The sequence below is a fragment of the Chryseobacterium sp. MP_3.2 genome (assembly GCF_035984805.1).
Classification (GTDB): domain Bacteria; phylum Bacteroidota; class Bacteroidia; order Flavobacteriales; family Weeksellaceae; genus Kaistella.
The window spans coordinates 1-14,450 of the sequence record NZ_JAXCHW010000012.1 but is presented as its reverse complement, the minus strand read 5'-3'; the positions used below and the strand labels follow the sequence as shown (position 1 = coordinate 14,450).

Annotated in this window: 15 protein-coding genes and 1 tRNA gene; 8 read left to right on the top strand and 8 right to left on the bottom strand. The window is 37.1% G+C overall.

Translation table 11 applies throughout. The features are described from left to right. Positions 1-164 precede the first annotated feature (164 nt). Entirely contained in the window at positions 165-1,841 is a 1,677-nt protein-coding gene (locus RCH13_RS12450) for a formate--tetrahydrofolate ligase (RefSeq protein ID WP_326987570.1), read from the top strand. Positions 1,842-2,023: 182 nt separating this feature from the next. On the opposite strand, the gene RCH13_RS12445 is transcribed toward RCH13_RS12450, so the two are convergent. The 7 genes from RCH13_RS12445 to RCH13_RS12415 form a co-directional block, all read right to left on the bottom strand. Continuing rightward, positions 2,024-2,097, bottom strand: a tRNA-Ala gene (locus RCH13_RS12445). An 88-nt stretch (positions 2,098-2,185) separates the two neighbouring features. Beyond that, the gene (locus RCH13_RS12440) at positions 2,186-2,977 is read right to left on the bottom strand and encodes a class I SAM-dependent methyltransferase (RefSeq protein ID WP_326987569.1); all 792 of its coding nucleotides are present in this window, start codon (positions 2,975-2,977) and stop codon (positions 2,186-2,188) included. Next, positions 2,977-3,393: an EamA family transporter gene (locus RCH13_RS12435; protein ID WP_326987568.1), complete on the bottom strand. Its 417-nt coding sequence runs from the start codon at positions 3,391-3,393 to the stop codon at positions 2,977-2,979. The genes RCH13_RS12440 and RCH13_RS12435 overlap by 1 nt, the downstream gene beginning before the upstream one ends. 15 nt (positions 3,394-3,408) lie before the next feature. Beyond that, positions 3,409-4,773, bottom strand: a complete 1,365-nt coding sequence (gene hisS, locus RCH13_RS12430) for a histidine--tRNA ligase (protein ID WP_326987567.1) — start codon at positions 4,771-4,773, stop codon at positions 3,409-3,411. Positions 4,774-4,865: 92 nt separating this feature from the next. After that, entirely contained in the window at positions 4,866-5,348 is a 483-nt protein-coding gene (locus tag RCH13_RS12425) for a GNAT family N-acetyltransferase (protein ID WP_326987566.1), read from the bottom strand. A 121-nt stretch (positions 5,349-5,469) separates the two neighbouring features. Further along, positions 5,470-5,916, bottom strand: a complete 447-nt coding sequence (locus RCH13_RS12420; protein ID WP_326987565.1) for an HRDC domain-containing protein — start codon at positions 5,914-5,916, stop codon at positions 5,470-5,472. A gap of 81 nt (positions 5,917-5,997) precedes the next feature. Continuing rightward, a complete protein-coding gene (locus tag RCH13_RS12415; RefSeq protein ID WP_326987564.1) occupies positions 5,998-6,327 on the bottom strand; it encodes a single-stranded DNA-binding protein in 330 nt (109 codons plus the stop codon). 394 nt (positions 6,328-6,721) lie between these two features. Between RCH13_RS12415 and RCH13_RS12410 the strand changes: the two genes are divergently transcribed. From RCH13_RS12410 to RCH13_RS12385, 6 genes are all read left to right on the top strand, one after another. After that, positions 6,722-7,681, top strand: a complete 960-nt coding sequence (locus RCH13_RS12410) for an ADP-ribosylglycohydrolase family protein (protein ID WP_326987563.1) — start codon at positions 6,722-6,724, stop codon at positions 7,679-7,681. 171 nt (positions 7,682-7,852) lie between these two features. After that, complete coding sequence (locus RCH13_RS12405; protein WP_326987562.1) at positions 7,853-8,041, top strand: hypothetical protein; 189 nt, start codon at positions 7,853-7,855, stop codon at positions 8,039-8,041. Between the two features lie 61 nt (positions 8,042-8,102). Then, the gene (locus RCH13_RS12400; RefSeq protein ID WP_326987561.1) at positions 8,103-8,351 is read left to right on the top strand and encodes a hypothetical protein; all 249 of its coding nucleotides are present in this window, start codon (positions 8,103-8,105) and stop codon (positions 8,349-8,351) included. Then, positions 8,351-9,076, top strand: coding sequence for a DUF3667 domain-containing protein (locus RCH13_RS12395; protein ID WP_326987560.1), 726 nt, complete (start codon positions 8,351-8,353; stop codon positions 9,074-9,076). Before RCH13_RS12400 ends, RCH13_RS12395 begins: the two co-directional genes overlap by 1 nt. A gap of 106 nt (positions 9,077-9,182) precedes the next feature. After that, the gene (locus RCH13_RS12390) at positions 9,183-10,079 is read left to right on the top strand and encodes a hypothetical protein (RefSeq protein WP_326987559.1); all 897 of its coding nucleotides are present in this window, start codon (positions 9,183-9,185) and stop codon (positions 10,077-10,079) included. Between the two features lie 323 nt (positions 10,080-10,402). Beyond that, a complete protein-coding gene (locus RCH13_RS12385; protein WP_326987558.1) occupies positions 10,403-12,229 on the top strand; it encodes an FAD/NAD(P)-binding protein in 1,827 nt (608 codons plus the stop codon). Between the two features lie 205 nt (positions 12,230-12,434). Here the strand turns inward: RCH13_RS12385 and RCH13_RS12380 are convergent, their stop codons facing one another. Continuing rightward, positions 12,435-13,508 carry a tyrosine-type recombinase/integrase gene (locus RCH13_RS12380; protein WP_326987557.1) on the bottom strand — a complete coding sequence of 358 codons (1,074 nt, stop codon included), beginning with the start codon at positions 13,506-13,508 and terminating at the stop codon, positions 12,435-12,437. A gap of 169 nt (positions 13,509-13,677) precedes the next feature. Here RCH13_RS12380 and RCH13_RS12375 point away from each other — a divergent pair, with 169 nt between their 5' ends. Next, positions 13,678-14,208 carry a tetratricopeptide repeat protein gene (locus RCH13_RS12375; protein WP_326987556.1) on the top strand — a complete coding sequence of 177 codons (531 nt, stop codon included), beginning with the start codon at positions 13,678-13,680 and terminating at the stop codon, positions 14,206-14,208. The last annotated feature ends 242 nt before the right edge of the window (positions 14,209-14,450 follow it).

The window sequence follows — 14,450 nt, the reverse complement described above, 5'->3', positions numbered from 1 at the left end:
AATTTTCGGAATTTTACAAAAATACGGATTTTTTACCGCATTTTGAATTGAGTTTTACTTTTTTATGACTAGAGAAAATAGTGGAAATGATTAATAACATTTATGGAAGTGGTATTTCAAAATAGAAAATTCCTACATTTGATTGCATTAGAAATAAGATTATTATGAGTTTCCCTACTGACCTAGAAATTGCAGAATCTGCAACGCTTCTTCACATCAAAAAGATTGCCGAAAAAATTGGAATTGCAGAAGATGATTTGGAATATTATGGAAAATACAAAGCAAAAATTCCGCTCCATTATATTGACGAAGAAAAGGTAAAATCTGCGAAACTCGTGTTAGTCACCGCCATTAATCCAACTCCGGCAGGCGAAGGAAAGACTACGGTTTCTGTGGGATTAAATGACGGACTGAATAAAATTGGAAAAAAATCCATCGCTGTTTTGCGGGAACCTTCTCTAGGTCCCGTATTCGGAATGAAAGGTGGTGCTGCAGGTGGTGGTTATGCGCAACTGATTCCCATGATAGACATTAACCTGCATTTTACAGGTGATTTTTCCGCTATCGAAAAAGCGAACAATTTGCTCTCAGCTTTGATTGATAATAACTTACAGAATAAAAAATTCTCGCTCAACTTAGATCCCAGAACCATCACGTGGAAAAGAGTGATGGATATGAATGACCGGTCCCTCCGGAATATTGTTATTGGATTGGGTGGTCCCACCAACGGAATTACACGGGAAGATGGTTTCAATATCACGCCTGCAAGTGAAGTGATGGCGATTATCTGTTTGAGTACTGATTTTGAAGATTTAAAGAAACGGTTGGGAAATATATTTGTGGGATATACTTTTGAGCGAAAACCCATTTTTGCTCGGGATCTAAAAGCGGAGAATGCGATGGCGATTTTACTCAGAGATGCCATCAAACCCAATTTGGTGCAAACTTTAGAAGGCAATCCTGCTATTCTTCATGGTGGACCCTTCGCCAATATTGCACAAGGAACCAATTCAATTATCGCGACAAAAGCTGGACTTTCTTTAGCAGATTATGTGGTAACGGAGGCTGGTTTCGGGGCGGATTTAGGGGCAGAAAAATTTCTTCATATCAAATGTTATTATGGAAAAATAAAACCAGATGCGTATGTAATTGTGGCAACGGTTCGGGCTTTGCGCTATCATGGGGGCGCGACGAAAGCAGAATATCAAGTTCCCAATTTGCCCTTCTTGGAAAAAGGATTCGAAAATCTAGCAAAACACATTGAGAATGCTTTTAAATTAGGGATGCATCCGATTGTTGCGATCAACCGATTTGCGAATGATGCGGAAGAAGAAATAAATTTCATTAAAGCTCAGTGCGAGAAATTAAATGTAAAAGCAATTTTAGCCGAAGAGTTTACGAAAGGAGGCGCTGGAATGACGGAATTGGCAGAAGAAGTCGTCCGTTCGGCGGAATCCATGACCAATAATTTCAAACCGCTTTACCAAGTTGATGATTCCGTAGAAAATAAGATAGAAACTATTGCAAGAGAAATTTACGGAGCAGAAAGTGTGGTTTATTCTCAAAAAGCAAAAAACCAACTTAAAACCATTTATGAATTAGGAATTGATAAAGTTCCGATTTGCATGGCTAAAACTCAAAAATCTTTAAGCGACGATGACACCAAAATTGGACGACCTGTAGATTTTAAAATTACGGTGAGAGAGTTTGAATTTGCCTCGGGCGCCGGTTTTCTTATTCCGATTTTAGGCGATGTGATGAGGATGCCGGGATTGCCGAATGTTCCCTCTGCAGAAGGAATGCACATTGATAAAAACGGAAAAATCACGGGGTTGAGTTAACATAAAATTTTTTCATTCTAAAAACTAATTCTATTATTTGCGCAAGTTGCGCCCCGGATTGCAACGGAAATACCGGAACAAGCATTGGGAAAGAAAGGCGTGAGGAATTGCAGTGAAAAGCCGGAAATGTGCGCCCAAAAAAATAAAAAAAAGAGTTCCAAATTAATGCAACTCTTTTTTTGTGGAGGATATCGGGATCGAACCGACCACCTCTTGACTGCCAGTCAAACGCTCTAGCCAGATGAGCTAATCCCCCATTTTTTCTAGAAATTTCTAAATATTTTTAAAAATTTAGATTTGCAATGATACAAATTTTTGTGATTTAAAAGCAAAAATCTGCGCAATTAATTTTTCTGAGCAACCAGAGAATATACATAGGGAACTTTATGGCCAAACTGCGGAATCTGAAATTTTCCTTTATCTGTTTCCTGCATATTCTTGAAGCAGGAATAAGGCGAATAATTATATTCCTGAATGTTTTTAATTTCTAAATTTTCATTGATCAAACTTTGTATAACGCTGGAAAGTTCGTGGTTCCAGCCAACTTCCTGCAAAGAAATTTTTGCCGTTTGATCTGCGTAAGTTCCTTCCGTCGTTTCAATGATCGGTTCTCCCTGGAAATAATCATATTCAATTTCGGTGAAATCATCATTATACATCCAGATAAAAGGGTGAAACTCTACGAAAATTAATTTTCCACCGGGTTTCAGGAAATTTGAAATCACTTTCGCCCATTTTTTTAAATCGGGAAGCCAACCAATTGTTCCGTAAGTGGTGTAAACAATGTCGAATTTTTTGTCTAAAATAGCGGGTAAATTGTAAATGTCTGAGCTGATAAATTCTGTATCCGTTCCACATTTTTCGGCTAAATTTTTTCCGGCTTCGATGGCTTTATCGGATAAATCGACACCCATAACTTTGGCGCCTAATCTGGATAAAGAAATAGAATCTTGCCCGTAATGACATTGTAAATGCAGAATTTCTTTGTCTTTGATATTGCCTAAAAGTTCCAGTTCTATGGAGTTTAAAGAAGTTCTACCCTGAAGAAATTCATCTACAAAGTAAAAATCTGATTTTAAATGTGAAGCTAATTTTGCGTTCCACAATTTGCGATTGATGTCTAAGTAATTTTCCACTATTTTGAAATTAAAAATAAAGTTCCAGCAATAATTAAAGTCGCGCCGACCGCGGTTCTCCACGTTAAGGTTTCTCCTAAAAATAGTACGGCGAAAATAATTGTCAAAGCTAAGCTCAGTTTATCAACTCCGGCGACTTTGGAAGCTTCACCCATTTGCAAAGCTTTAAAATAAAAAATCCAGGACAGTCCCGTTGCGACACCTGAAATTCCCAAAAAAAACCAGTTTCGCTGGGATAATTCTCCGAATCCTTTGTATTCTTGGCGAAAGAAAACGATGAGCCAAATCATGACCAACACTACAACAGTTCGAATGGCTGTTGCTAAATTGGAGTTTACATTTTCTACCCCAATTTTAGCAAAAATCGCGGTGAGTGCTGCAAAAAACGCAGAAAGTAAGGCGAAAATCCACCACATGATTTTAGGTTAAGATTAAGGTTGAGGTTGAGACTTTAAAAATTCTTCGTTGGTAAGGGTTTTTTGTTCGGAGTTTTCCAAATTTTTTACGGTGATATTTCCGTCGGAAATTTCCTGTTCTCCGTAGAAAATTAAGTTCGGAATTCCTTTCTTTTCCGCGTAAGTAAATTGCTTTTTCAGTTTTGCAGCTTCTGGATATAATTCTGCGGAAATTCCTTTCGCCCGAAGTTGAGCAATAATTTTCATGGCTGCCAAAGATTCATTTTCCCCGTAATTGGCAAAAAGATATTGAACTGCATTTTTGGAATCATCGGTGAATAAACCAAGCTCTTCCATCACCAAATAAATACGATCCAAACCAAAAGAAATTCCTATTCCGGGAATATTTTTCACGCCGAAAACTTCGGTTAGGTTATCATATCTTCCGCCGCCGCCGATGGAACCCATCGCAACATTGTTGGCTTTTACTTCGAAAATTGCACCGGTATAATAATCCAAACCTCTGGCTAAAGTGATGTCATATTTTAAACTTTCTTCGGAAACACCTAGTTCTAAACAGGTTTTCAATACAAATTCCAGTTCTTCTACTCCAGCGGTTCCGATTTCATTTCCCTGAAATTTCTCTTTTAACAAAGCCAAGTTTTGAAGCGCATCATTTCCCTGCTCAAAAAGAAAATCTAATTTATTGATTGATTCCTGAGCGATATTTTTTTCTAATAATTCTTTGACAACGCCTTCTTTTCCAATTTTATCCAGCTTATCTAAAGCAACGGTGAAATCAATCAATTGCTCCGTAATTCCCGCATATTCTGCTAAACCGGAAAGTATTTTTCTGTTGTTTAAATGAATGGTTGCCGGAATTTTTAACTCTGAAAAAGACTTTAAATACAATTGAACCAGCTCTACTTCCTGCCATAAACTTTCGCTTCCCACCACATCTGCATCGCATTGGTAAAATTCCCGGAAACGCCCTTTCTGCGGACGATCAGCGCGCCAAACCGGTTGGATCTGATAGCGTTTAAAAGGAAAATTCAACGTATTGTGATTCATTGCAACGTATCTTGCGAACGGAACCGTCAAATCATAACGTAAAGCTTTTTCTGAAATTTGAGAAATGAGTTTTTGGGAATTTTTATTTTCCCAATCTTCGTCTTTTGTTTTTGAAGCGTAATCGCCGGAATTCAAGATTTTAAAAATCAAGCGATCACCTTCTTCTCCATATTTTCCGGTTAAGGTCGAAAGATTTTCAAAACTTGGCGTTTCCAAAGGCTGGAAACCAAATAATTCAAAATTGTTTTGTAATATATTGACAATGAATTTTCTTCGATAGACTTCTTCTGCGGAAAAATCTCGGGTTCCTTTTGCTAAACTGGGCTTCATAGAAATGAGTAATGAGTGATAAATAATGAGTAATATTCAATGCAATTTTCTTGCTTGAATTTGCAAAAATACGGAAATATTCATCCAATTGCCTAAAGTTGCCTGATCATCCAAAGGTTGCAACCGCTATGTCCCGAATTGCCGAGCGGTTTTTCCAGGTAAGTGAAACCCTGCTTTTCGTAGATGGAAACGGCGGTAGAAAATTCGGGTAAACTTTCTATATAAATAGATTTGTAGCCAGACATTTTCGCAAAATCAATACTTTCTTCCATTAAATTTTTGCCCAATCCTTGCCCTCGAAAATCTTTGTGGATATAAAACTTAACGAGTTCTGCACAATGTTCCGGTAAACCTTCGGTGGGAAAAATTCCGCAACAACCACCTAATTCACCTTCTATTTCTACTACAAAAAGGGCCGAATTAATTTGCCTAAAGAGTTCAGATAAATGATCTGTGGTAGGATCCTCGTAAACGGTTCCTGCCGTGGCAACTTTAAAATCATGAAAGCAACTGCGAATTATTTTTGCTAACACTTCATTATCTTTTTTCTCGATTTTTCTTAGAGTAATTTCCATTTTATAAATGTAAAAAAACTTCGCGACTTCAGTTATCAACTTCAGTAAATCCATGATTTTTTTGTATACCAAAAAACCGAAGAATATTCCTCGGTTTTATAAATACACCTTGGCGAAGAAGTTAAACCATTTCCAGAATCTCAATGATTTCTTCGCCGTAATTTTCGATTTTGTATTTTCCAAAACCTTTAATATCCAAGAGTTCTTCTTTCTTAATGGGGCGATATTTCGCGATGGAAAGCAATTCTTTGTTGGTCGCGATTAAATACACAGGCAGACTTTTTTCCCGTGCTTTTTCGGTACGCCATAATTTCAGCGAATCCAAAATTTTAATTTCGTCTGGGTTGAGCTGTTCCTGTTCTGCGGAATACTTTTCGGGTCTGCCCTCTTGAAACTGAATCTTCAATTCCTCGTAATAAATAATAACGGACCAGTAATTTTCTTCCTCTTTTACGAAGGCCGTTTCATATTTCAGGATATTATTTTCTTGTAAAAAGCAATCCAATATATTTTGATCAGCGTAGATAAATTCTTCAGATAAGCGGATTTTGAATATTTTAGTTTTCATGGTGTTTGTTTTTTTGATATTATCATAGAGAGAAACAGAGCCGAAATTTTTTCTCCCAAAATTCCGGCATTGTTAAAGTGTTTATTTACTTCCGAGCATGACCAATTGGTCAATTCGGATGTCTGTAACAAAGCGTTTCACGCCTTCTTTGTCCTCGAAATTGCGGTAAACCACTTTTCCTTCTACGGCAATTTCTTTCCCTTTCTCCACATATTTTTCCATAATGTCTGCCAATTTTCCGTTGGCAACCAAATTATGCCATTGGGTTTCTTCTACTTTTTCTCCCAATGCATTGGTGTAATGATCGGTGGTGGCTAAACTTACTTTCGCAATTTTTCCATTTTCGAATTTTACGATTTCTACTTCTTTTCCTGTTCTACCGATTAAGGTAACTTTGTTTCTTAGTGACATGGCTTTAAATTTTTATGATTAAACGTTAGACTCGAGTCACACTTATTTTTCTCGAATCTCTACTGCAAAGGTTCACCACTTCCAAAAATTTATTCGGTTTAGAATTACTTATGGTCGTTTGTAGTCGTTTGTATCATTTATTTGTTTGGAAATCAAATCTTTAAAATTTTAATTTTCTAGAAGCAAGGAGATTACATTTCCTTTGAAAATTCCAACCCGCTCTCCGCTGCAATCTTTTTTTTCGAAAAAAAGGATTTCCGCTCTGATCGGGGCTAGAAGTTCAGGAGGTTTTTCTTTTCGCAGGACCCAAAAATTCCTTCCAATCAAATTTTTAGAATCAAAAGAAGAGTTTTATATTTGGGGGGAACATTTCCAAAAATTTGATCACCTTAGAATGAGAGACTTATCCTACCAAATCAAATCCGCCTTATTTGGTGTTGCCATCGGCGATGCTTTAGGCGTTCCGGTGGAATTTAAAAGCAGAGAAACGATCCTTCAAAAACCCGTAACCGATATGATCGGTTATGGAACTTACAATTTACCGCCCGGAACTTTTTCAGATGACGGCTCCCTGACTTTTTGTTTGGCGGAAGCTTTAAGCCACGATTTTGATTTACACCGAATTGGTCAAAATTTCATAAAGTGGCGCGACGAAAATTATTGGGCTGCACGCGGGGAGCTTTTTGACATTGGCATTGCCACCAATCAAGCCATTACCCAATTAAAAGAGGGCATAAATCCTGAACTTGCGGGAAATACCAACACAGAATCGAATGGAAACGGTTCTTTAATGCGAATTTTACCCTTGGTTTTTTATATTAAAGATTTGCCAATTTCCGAGCGTTATGAAATCACGAAAAAAGTTTCTTCAATAACCCATGGACATATTCGCTCTATCATTGCATGTTTTTATTACCTCGAATTTGCCCGAGAAATCCTTTTAGGAAAAGAAAAATTCGGAATCTATAAAAAACTGCAAGTTGAAATCCCGAATTTTCTCTCTTCACTTTCAATTACTCCTTCTGAGATTTCCTTATTTGACCGACTTTTGGAAAAGGACATTTCGGTATTAGAAGAAAACAAAATTTTGAGCAGCGGCTATGTACTTCATTCTTTGGAAGCCAGTATTTGGTGTTTGTTGACTACGGAAAATTATAAAGAAGCAACCTTGAAGGCCGTAAATTTAGGAGAAGACACAGACACCACCGCAGCAATTACGGGCGGATTGGCTGGTTTGCTTTATGGTATTGAGGACATTCCAAAAAATTGGATAGAGTTATTAGCGAGAAATGAAGATATTTTGGATTTAGGAAATCGACTTGCCCAAAAAATGGAAAACAAGAATATAGATTAAGAGATAATTAATAGCTGTATCTTCCCAAAATCAATAGTTCCATGGATTAAATTTCAACGTTCTAAATTTTATCCTCAACTACTTTTCTGGCCATTTAAAAGTTTTTCTAAAGGTAAATATTCAACAATTGTTGAAATAATAATTTTGCGTATTATTATCTTTTAAAAAACTATGAAAAATAAAAACTCCTTCAATTTCTTTTTTGTAACCATTCCCATTATTTTAGGATGGACGCTTTACAAGCAATTCAACTTTGAAACCCGAACATTTGAAAATCCTTGGTTGGCTGCTCTTTATGCATTGACCATGATTTTTGCAATTTTTACATTGATAAGAAATGCGAGAAAACAATCAGTTTAAACTTCTATTTTGAATAAAAAGTAGAGCCCTTAAAAACATCATCAAACCGTAGAAAAATTTTATGAACGCAGAAAATTACACCGCGCTTTCTGACGAAGAATTGCTCATTGAAGCAAAAAAAATGAAATCATCAAATCTTACCAGTGCGGTTCTGATTGGTTGCATGATAGGAATCGCAATTTACAGCACGGTGAAAAATGGTTTCGGTTTTTTCACTTTGTTTCCCCTCTTTTTTATTTTCATTGTCTTTAAAAACGGACCGCCGAAAAAAGCTTTGGAAGCGGAAATAAAACTAAGAAATCTTAAATAATGGGCGAGAAATTTTGTACCAATTGTGCGGCTGAAGTAGCACAGAAATACTGTGGAAATTGTGGCGAAGTTGCGGAATTAAAGAGAATAAATGGGCACTACATCTTGCATGAAATTGAACACGTACTACACTTTGAACGCGGAATTTTGTATACCATCAAAGAATTGCTCATCAATCCCGGATCTTGCATTAGAAATTTTATTTCAGAAAGCAGAAGCCGGCTTGTAAAACCCATTATTTTCATCATCATCACCTCCTTAATTTACATGCTGATCAATAACTTTTTTCATATAGAAGACATTTATATCAAGCAAGAAGGTTTGCCCACAGATTCCTCTTATTTTAAAATGTTGACGTGGATGCAGGCCAATTATGGGTACATGAATATTATTTCTGCCGCATTTATCGCCCTGTGGTTGAAGATATTTTTTAGAAAATACAATTACAATTTTTTCGAATTGATCATTATGCTTTGTTTTATCTTGGGAATTACCATGTTGATTTTTGCGGTTTTTGGTCTCATCACAGGACTTACAGATATTAATTTATTTGCCGCGTCGGGAGTTTTGGGTTTTGTTTATGCTATTTATGGCATCGGAAATTTCTACAAAAAAGGAAAAGTAAGCAGTTATCTGAAAGCCTTTGGAAGTTATATTTTAGGATTCATCACCATGTTTTTAGCAGTATTTATTATCGGTTTCGCAGTTGATTCTCTATTCCTATAGCATAATGCGTTACAACTTTTTTCATTATTAAATAAAAACAGAATCATTCAATTTGGATTTAATTTTATAAAAAACGCGAGAACAATTTTAAGCACTCTAAAATACCATGAAATATAAATTTTACCTTTTCTTCCTCTTGTTCCTCACCACTTTTTATGATGCGCAATCTGCCTTGATTCCCATACCGGGAACCAAATTCTCTATGGTTCCGCCCAATGATTTTGAACTCTCCAGCGATTTTACGGGATTCCAGAGTGAAAAAACAAAATCCTCCATTATCATCGTAGATTTTCCCGCCGCGTATTCCCTCTTGAAGGAAAGTTTCACCAAAGAAGCCTTACTGACAAAAGGGATGGAACTGATTTCAAAAGAAAATGTAAAATACAATAACGTTAAGGCGCAGCTTTATAAAGTTCGCCAAAAAGCTTTTGGTAAGACATACCTCAAACAAATTTTAATTTTCGGGGATGAGACGAAAACGGTTATTGTAAATGGAATTTACCCCGAAGAATTTCTCGAAATGGAAAACGACATTAAAACTGCGCTTTTTACTTTAACATTTGATGAAAATCAAAATCCTAATTCCCAGGAAGCGGCGCAATTCTCCATTAATACGGCGGGAACCACCTACCAATTTGTAAAAAATTTAGCCGGTGCCTTGATGTACAGTGAAGATGGCCTCTTGCCGACGCAAAAAGGTCGCTTGCTCGTGTCTGGATCACTCGGTGAGTTTTCAACTTTAGACCCCAAAAAATTTACGCTGGAACGATTAAAAGCACTGCCAGATGCGGATCAGGCTGAAATTAAAAGTGTAGAAAAAATTACAATTGACCATAGGAGTGGTTACGAAATTATTGCCGCAGATCATAAGAAAGACCTCCTCTATTTCGTGGCTATTTTTAGCGAAAATCGGTACTACTTAATCGTGGGTGGGGCGAAAGAAGAGCAGGAAAAAAATCTGGAAATTTTTAAAAAAATCGCGCGAACTTTCAAAGTGAAGTAGAAAAATCATCAATTCCTTTTGGAGCTTGAAGATGAGATTGTTTTCCCAAGTTGACTTCCCGCTGTTCGTTGCAATCCTCAGAATTGTCTGGTAGACCATCTGAAGAATTTCCACTGCCATCGGGGCTAGAATGAAAACCAGTTTTATATTGAGCAGGTTATTTTTCCGCAATACTATATCCAGTATAAAAGACACGCCGTGGTGAAATTGATTCTACATTGAAAAAAGTTTGCAAAAAAATTACATTTCGGCACTGAAATTTCATTCCAAAAAATCGCTCTTCTTAATGAGCAATTTACCCTACATTTTGAACTTTTACCCCTATGAAAAATAAAAAATTCACCAAAAGTAATCTCACTAACCTTGCTATTATCGGCAGTGGACCTACGGCAATTTATCTGCTCCAATATATTTACACGCATCTTGACGTCTTAAAAAAAGAAATCCAAAAGATTACGATTTTTGAGAAAAGAGAAGTTTTGGGAATGGGAATGCCCTATCATCCGAAAACAACGGATATTTATAATCTTGCCAATATTTCTTCGGAAGAAATCCCCATTTTACAGGAAAGTTTTGCAGATTGGTTGCGCCACCAAGATGGGGAAACGCTCAAAAAATTAAATGTGGGTTCTGAACCGATCGACGATTCTGAAGTGTACAGCCGAGTTTCTTTGGGACATTATTTTCATGATCAGTTCAAGGCAATTTTAAATCTTTTGAGAGAGGCAGGAATAGAAATTAAGGAGAGGCCGAATTGTGAAGTGGCAGATATTTCTTGGACTAAAGAAAATGAGTTAACCATCACAGATTCCGAAAATAAGAAAGAGACTTTCTCCACCGCTGTGATTGCAAATGGCCATGAATGGAATGCAGAAGATCATAAAAATGCAGGCTATTTTGCCTCACCGTGGCCGATTCATAAAATTCTGCCCGCAGAAGGAGAATATTACAATTTCAAAGTGGGGACATTGGGCGCATCTCTGAGTGCTTTTGATGTGGTGACTTCTCTTTCTCACCGACATGGGAAATTTACAAAAGAAAAGGGAAATTTAATATTTACGAAAAATCAAAATGCGCCAGATTTTAAAATCGTTTTGCATGCAGCAGAAGGTTGGCTTCCGCATTTGCAATATGAACAGCAAGAACCGATTCGAGAAATTTACCGCCATTTTAACCGCACGCAATTGTTGGATTTAATCAAGGAAAATGGCTTTCTGCGCATCGAAGATTATTTTGATGAATTGTGCCGACCTGCACTCCTCAGTGCTTTTAGGAATGATGGATTATGGGATGTGGTAGGAAAACTGAAAGAAAAAGATTTCAGTTTTAACGATTTAGTGGCTATGATGACGGAGAAACATGAGTATGTGAATTCCTTTGAGGGCATGAAAAAAGAAATGGTGACGGCTAGAAATTCTGTGGAAAATAAAATCCCGATTTACTGGATGGAAACTTTGGACGATTTAATGTACAGTTTAAATTACCATGCAGAACTTTTACCGGCAGAAGATCATCAGTTTTTCCATTCAGAAATTATGTCTTTTCTCATGAATGTGATCGCTGCTTTACCGTTGCAATCTGCGGAAATTCTTTTAGCGCTTTATGAGGCAGAGGCCATCGAATTAAAAGCAGGAAGGGTTAATTTTCCAGAAGACGCTTTTGAAAAAAACCGCACGAAGATTACTTTAGAAACAGAAGAGGGAAATTCTGAAGATTTAGAATATGCTTTATTTGTAAACTGTGGCGGACATCAAAAATTAGAATTGGCAGATTATCCATTTCCCTCATTGGTGAAAGAAGGCGTAGTTTCTGAAGCTTCGGCAGGTTTTGCAGAGGAAACTAAAGAGAAAAAAGAAGAGGCAGAAAATCTGGTAGAAGACAAGGGAGAAAAGCAATTAAAACTATCTGGAATTGCAATGGATTCCAGTTACCGCACCATTAATTCTAAAGGTGAAGCGAATTCATTTTTGTTCGATATTAATTTTACACATACGAGTGGACTTCGGCCTTATTCTTACGGACTTCAAGCATGCAGCGCTACGAGTTTAATTGTGGTAGAATCTTGGAGTGCGGAGATTGCTGACGATAAAAATGTAGGCAAAACCATCGAAAATATCACGGAATTGTACGAAGATATGGAGGAATTGTAAGCTATAAATCTGCTTGTTTTCAACTAAAAACGGATTGCAGCCCGAATTGACTCCTCTTTATATTTTTTTATTTGAATCGGCGAACCACTTTGTGGTTTGAACGGATCCCGGTGTAAAATCGGGAGAGAGAGTGGAAGGCGGAATTGGCTGCCCAAAAAAACAAATAAATACGAATCATCAACAATTAACGCTGAAAAAGTTGATCTCAGGGCAACTTCACACTGGCAACGGTGCGATCTGCGACATGGGTATAATTGAGCGTGGTTCTAATATCATTGTGTCCCAATAATTTTTGAATGAGTGAAATATCCGTGCCCAATTCCAGGAGGTGCGTGGCGTAGGAATGCCGTAAACTGTGGATGCCGACGCTTTTTTTAATGCCGGCTTTGTTCATGGCGATTTTAAAAACTGATTGGGCGCTTCTGATGGCGAATTTGCCGCCGAATTGTCCTTCGAAGAGAAAGATTTTGGGCAAATAGGCTTTGTAATAGAAGCGCAAATCTGCTAAAATACTGTGGGGTAAATTAACGTAGCGGTCTTTTTTTCCTTTGCCTTGGGCGATGAGCACTTTCATGGTTTTGGAGTCGATGTGTTCTATTTTAATGTTCACAATTTCGCTTACGCGCAATCCCATGCCGTAGCACAATTGAAGAATTAATTTGTGCTTTGGATTTTCGGTAACCTTCAGAAGTTTTACAATTTCGGTGGTGTTGAGGGCTTTTGGGAGGAGTTGGGGTTTTTTGGGTCGGGGAATGTCGAAGAAAATTTTGTCTTGATGCAGCACTTTTTCAAAGTAAAATTTAACGGCATTCATGCGGCTGTGAATTTGGTTCTCGGAGAGTTTGAGTTCTTGATGACAGTAGAGAAAATAACTTTTCAGTTTTTCTCGGGTCAGCTTATGGACGGGAAAGGAGCGAAGGATGTAAAGCAGTTGCGCAAATTCTAAGGAATAAACGCGGAGGGTATTTTGGCTGAATCCTTTGAGGAGTAATTGATTTTGATAGGTTTGAAACGCAGCTAAATTATTGGGATGGATTTTGAGCAGCACTTCTTTTCCCACGATTTTTTTGTCGAGGCCGAAAAGTTCCCGATTCGCGCTGTTATCGGTAACGTACCAGGATTTTTGGGTGTTTGACCAATGGGCTTTTGTGGCACTTTTCAGTATTTTGACCAAAGTGTAATCTTTTGAAAACCTGATCCAGATTATATTTTTGCCATTGTGGGTTGCTGCTTCTGGGGTGAAATATTTTTGATCGAAGAGGGGCTGCGTATTTTCCATAGTTCAAGTTGCGTATTTGAATAGTTAAACATGCGTGTTTAGTATAACCCTAAAGGTAAATACAAATTAAGAGTCTGAGAGTGAGGGTTTCACCCTAAATAAAAATTTTTTGTGTCGATGGAAAAGTTGCGTATATTTGAGAGTTGTGCGTCATTTTAGAAAAACCGTCATGAGTTTAAAAGAAAAATTAAATAAAATAGATTCAGAAATTTATGGCGGTCTAAAATTTAAAGCGACTGACAGATTAAGGAATTTGATACAGGAAAATCCTAATGACATTGAACTATGGAATAAACTTGCTGAAATTTATTACGAAAGCGGATTTTTGGACTCTGCTGGAAAATACTGGATTCTAACTGAACCAATTGAAGAACGAATTAAAAATTGTATTGAGATTTATGAAAAGTCTGTTAATTACTCAGGTTATCAAATTTTGCAAGAAATGGTCTTTCGCGGAGATAAATCAAAACTCCCTGAATATGCTAGACAAAAATTAACTCGATTGGAATCTGACAGTATAGCGAAAGTAAAACATTTTCCGAAATTTAATCCGAAATTAAATGTACAGAAAAAGTTTAAATCTGAACAAAAACAAACTTTAAAAGAAAAATTAGGAGGATTAGTATTCTTTTCTGTTTTAATTATAATTGGATTTTTAATTATTGTTGGTTTGATTACAGTAAAAAAATGGATATTTTGAGAAAGAAAAAACGAACGCACAATCGAGTAGACGGCTCCGTCCATAATTGAACGGAGTACGCCTCTCACACCACCGTACGTACGGGTCTCGTATACGGCGGTTCGCATCTTGTTGGGTTAAGTGATAGATGAAGTTCTAACATTGCGATGTAACCACGCTTCTTTAGCCTTGAAATAGTGATTGTTGTTCCTAAAATAGGACTTTGTGCGACTGCCCATCCTCCCTTCCGAGTTCGACTATAT

Bases quoted from the DNA above. Each gene is read 5' to 3' on its own strand.
- RCH13_RS12405 (WP_326987562.1), top strand. From the start codon at position 7,853: ATGAAAAATAAAAACTCCTTCAATTTCTTTTTTGTAACCATTCCCATT.
- RCH13_RS12435 (WP_326987568.1), bottom strand. From the start codon at position 3,393: ATGTGGTGGATTTTCGCCTTACTTTCTGCGTTTTTTGCAGCACTCACC.
- RCH13_RS12390 (WP_326987559.1), top strand. From the start codon at position 9,183: ATGAAATATAAATTTTACCTTTTCTTCCTCTTGTTCCTCACCACTTTT.
- hisS (WP_326987567.1), bottom strand. From the start codon at position 4,773: ATGAAGCCCAGTTTAGCAAAAGGAACCCGAGATTTTTCCGCAGAAGAA.
- RCH13_RS12415 (WP_326987564.1), bottom strand. From the start codon at position 6,327: ATGTCACTAAGAAACAAAGTTACCTTAATCGGTAGAACAGGAAAAGAA.
- RCH13_RS12410 (WP_326987563.1), top strand. From the start codon at position 6,722: ATGAGAGACTTATCCTACCAAATCAAATCCGCCTTATTTGGTGTTGCC.
- RCH13_RS12400 (WP_326987561.1), top strand. From the start codon at position 8,103: ATGAACGCAGAAAATTACACCGCGCTTTCTGACGAAGAATTGCTCATT.
- RCH13_RS12450 (WP_326987570.1), top strand. From the start codon at position 165: ATGAGTTTCCCTACTGACCTAGAAATTGCAGAATCTGCAACGCTTCTT.
- RCH13_RS12425 (WP_326987566.1), bottom strand. From the start codon at position 5,348: ATGGAAATTACTCTAAGAAAAATCGAGAAAAAAGATAATGAAGTGTTA.
- RCH13_RS12375 (WP_326987556.1), top strand. From the start codon at position 13,678: ATGAGTTTAAAAGAAAAATTAAATAAAATAGATTCAGAAATTTATGGC.
- RCH13_RS12420 (WP_326987565.1), bottom strand. From the start codon at position 5,916: ATGAAAACTAAAATATTCAAAATCCGCTTATCTGAAGAATTTATCTAC.
- RCH13_RS12385 (WP_326987558.1), top strand. From the start codon at position 10,403: ATGAAAAATAAAAAATTCACCAAAAGTAATCTCACTAACCTTGCTATT.
- RCH13_RS12395 (WP_326987560.1), top strand. From the start codon at position 8,351: ATGGGCGAGAAATTTTGTACCAATTGTGCGGCTGAAGTAGCACAGAAA.
- RCH13_RS12380 (WP_326987557.1), bottom strand. From the start codon at position 13,508: ATGGAAAATACGCAGCCCCTCTTCGATCAAAAATATTTCACCCCAGAA.